Raw genomic sequence first — 2757 nt, 5'->3', positions numbered from 1 at the left:
CCTGGCCCGCTCAAACCCGGATACCCTCTTTAACCACTACCCCCTGTACTTGTTCCCCGCGCCCGCCCTGGGAGCCCCCCCCCGGTAGCGGGACGCCCCCGCCCGGGACCACGGGTTCGCCCGTGACCCCGTCCAGGAGAACCGTCTTGGACTCGGCGTGCTCCGTGTCGTGTCCGAGGTCGGCGGCGGTCAGGAACCCGTCCGGGACGAGACCGCGGTCGTGCTCGCGCAGGGTCACCAGGAACGGCGCGTCGGTGAACTTGCGCATGTAGTCCTGGAAGTAGGGCACTTCGCGGTCGACCAGGAACTCGCGCAGGATCACGTGTCCCATGGCCATCGCCAGCGCCCCGTCCGTGCCGGGGTGCGGGGCGACCCACTCGTCGGCGTGCTTGACGTTGTCGGCGTAGTCGGGGCTGACCGCGACGACCTTGGTGCCGTTGTAGCGGGTCTCGGTGAGGAAGTGCGCGTCCGGCGTGCGGGTCACGGGGATGTTGGACCCCCACATGATCAGATAGCCCGCGTTCCACCAGTCCGCCGCCTCCGGCACGTCCGTCTGGTCGCCGAAGACCTGCGGGGAGGCGATCGGCAGGTCGGCGTACCAGTCGTAGAACGACAGCAGGGTGCCGCCGATCAGTGAGTGGAACCGCGCCCCGGCCGCGAACGAGGCCATCGACATCGCCGGGATGGGCGAGAAGCCCGCGACGCGGTCGGGGCCGTACGCCTTGACGGTGTGCACCTGGGCGGCCGCGATCAGCTCGCTGACCTCGTCCCAGTCGGCGCGCACCAGGCCGCCCTTGCCACGGGCCCGCTTGTAGGCGCGGGCCTTGGCCGGGTCGCCGGTGATCTCGGCCCAGGCCGCCACCGGGTCGTCGAGCCGCTTGCGGGCCTCGCGCCACAGCTTCAGCAACGTGCCGCGCACATACGGGTAGCGGACGCGGCTGGGGGAGTAGGTGTACCAGGAGAACGATGCCCCGCGCGGGCAGCCGCGCGGCTCGTACTCGGGGCAGTCCGTGCCGATCGACGGGTAGTCGGTGGCCTGATGCTCCCAGGTGATGATGCCGTCCTTGACGTACACCATCCACGAGCACGACCCGGTGCAGTTCACGCCATGGGTGGAGCGCACCACCTTGTCGTGCGCCCACCGGTCCCGGTAGAAGCTCTCCCACTTCGGGTCGCTTTCACCGAACACGGCGCGCCCGTCGGCCGACACCTCACGACGGGTCAACAGTCTGCGGGCCGCCAGCGGCCAGCCCTCAGCTGTGGGCGACGCCTGGCGCCGTGCGTTCTGATCGTTCTCCATGGCTGGGAACGCTAGAAGCCGCAGGCCATGGTGCACCTGGGGCCGGCGGTCCCTGCCGGACGACCTTCCGGCCCTATCTGGCCGGTTGCACTAGGGACCTTCGGTCCCCGTGCTGGGTCCGGTCGGCGGGGGAGTCGGCTGCGCCCGGAGTGCATGCTGGGCACTGATCGAACCGCAGATGCCCATCTGTACGACCGCATTCCGTGCCTGCCTGGCGGCCGATTCCCCCGTCCCCGGCTGCCGCAGGCACAGCGCGTACGGCGCGTGGCGCCCGGTTCGGTCGAGCGTCCGGCCGCTCACCGCGGCCGGACGCGGCATTCGCCCCGAGAGTCGGCACCCGGAGTGCCGGCCCCACCCGCATCGGCCGGTCGCGCCGACCCGACCCGCTGGAGACACGACCATGAGCGTGCTCACCCTCGCCTCGGACCCGCAGGACGCCACAGCCCTTGAAGGCGCGGAGGCGCACCACGCCCGCCTGGCCGGGGAGCTGGCCGGACGGGTGAAGATGCTGCTCACCGCCGTGGACCGCCGCGAGCCGAGCGTCGCCGAGAAGATCCACGCCGGGCTCGTGGCCTTCTGCGACCGCTCGCTGCTGCCGCACGCCGCAGCCGAGGAAGCCGTGCTCTACCCCGTCGCGCACGGCATGCCCGAGGCCCGCCTGCTCATCGAGAGCCTCCTCGGCGAACACCGCTGCCTCACCGCCCTCGTCGCCGCCTTGCGCGCCACACCCAACCCGTCGGGCGCGGCGGCCGACGCGCGGGCCCTTCAGGTGCTCTTCGAGGAGCACGTGGCCAAGGAGAACGGCCTGGTCCTGCCTCTGCTCGCCATGACGCCCGAGGTCTCCCTGGCTGCGCTGCTCGCGGACATGGCCCGGTCCTTTCAGGTGCGCGGCGTACCAGCTGCCACCACCCCCACCGGCCCGGCGGGCGACAGTGGCCCGCGCAGATCGAGGACCGTCGCCCGGCCCGCTCTACTGCGCCTCACGGATTGCCGCGCGCCCCGTTGAGCTCCCGGCCCGTGACCATCTCGGATTCCATCCGTACGAACACGGCGTCTTTCAGCGGCATCCAAGACGTGGGGCCGTCCTGGGACAGCCGCTCGTGCTCCGCTGGGTCGGTCACCACGGTGGCCCGGCCCGTGACGACCACGCTCCAGCCGGACCGGGTTGCCGCGTCGAACTCGTCCGCTTCGAAGGCGACCACGACGCCGTCGATGGCGCGTACGAGGTCCGAGTCCGGCGAGGTGCACAGCAGGACGGAGGCATCCGTGTCCAGGGAGAAGTTGATGGGGAGGACGGCGGGCAGCGCCTGCCGGGTGTAGACCACGCGGCCGACCGGCACCTTGGCGAGCAGCCGCAGGCACTCCTGCCGGTCGAGTGAGCGAAAGGCGTCGTTCTGGGACATCAGTCCATCGTCCCCGCGGGAGCCGGGAGGGGATAGGGCCAGTCGGCCCTATCC

At 71.4% G+C, this 2757-nt stretch carries 2 protein-coding genes and 1 pseudogene; 1 reads left to right on the top strand and 2 read right to left on the bottom strand.

Annotated features, from left to right (window positions below; translation table 11 throughout):
- Positions 1-91 precede the first annotated feature (91 nt).
- Positions 92-1300 (bottom strand): annotated as a pseudogene (locus tag ACFU5F_RS42200) (molybdopterin-dependent oxidoreductase); the annotation flags it as partial.
- A gap of 400 nt (positions 1301-1700) precedes the next feature.
- On the opposite strand from ACFU5F_RS42200, the gene ACFU5F_RS42195 reads away from it, so the two are divergent.
- The gene (locus ACFU5F_RS42195; RefSeq protein ID WP_383898979.1) at positions 1701-2306 is read left to right on the top strand and encodes a hemerythrin domain-containing protein; all 606 of its coding nucleotides are present in this window, start codon (positions 1701-1703) and stop codon (positions 2304-2306) included.
- Here ACFU5F_RS42195 and ACFU5F_RS42190 read toward each other — a convergent pair.
- Positions 2281-2703 carry a pyridoxamine 5'-phosphate oxidase family protein gene (locus ACFU5F_RS42190; RefSeq protein ID WP_383898977.1) on the bottom strand — a complete coding sequence of 141 codons (423 nt, stop codon included), beginning with the start codon at positions 2701-2703 and terminating at the stop codon, positions 2281-2283. The genes ACFU5F_RS42195 and ACFU5F_RS42190 overlap by 26 nt on opposite strands.
- Between the last annotated feature and the right edge of the window lie 54 nt (positions 2704-2757).

It is taken from the genome of Streptomyces sp. NPDC057438 (assembly GCF_042802995.1).
GTDB lineage: Bacteria > Actinomycetota > Actinomycetes > Streptomycetales > Streptomycetaceae > Streptomyces.
The sequence above is the reverse complement of the archived record's forward strand: the minus strand, read 5'-3'. Positions and strand labels throughout refer to the sequence as shown.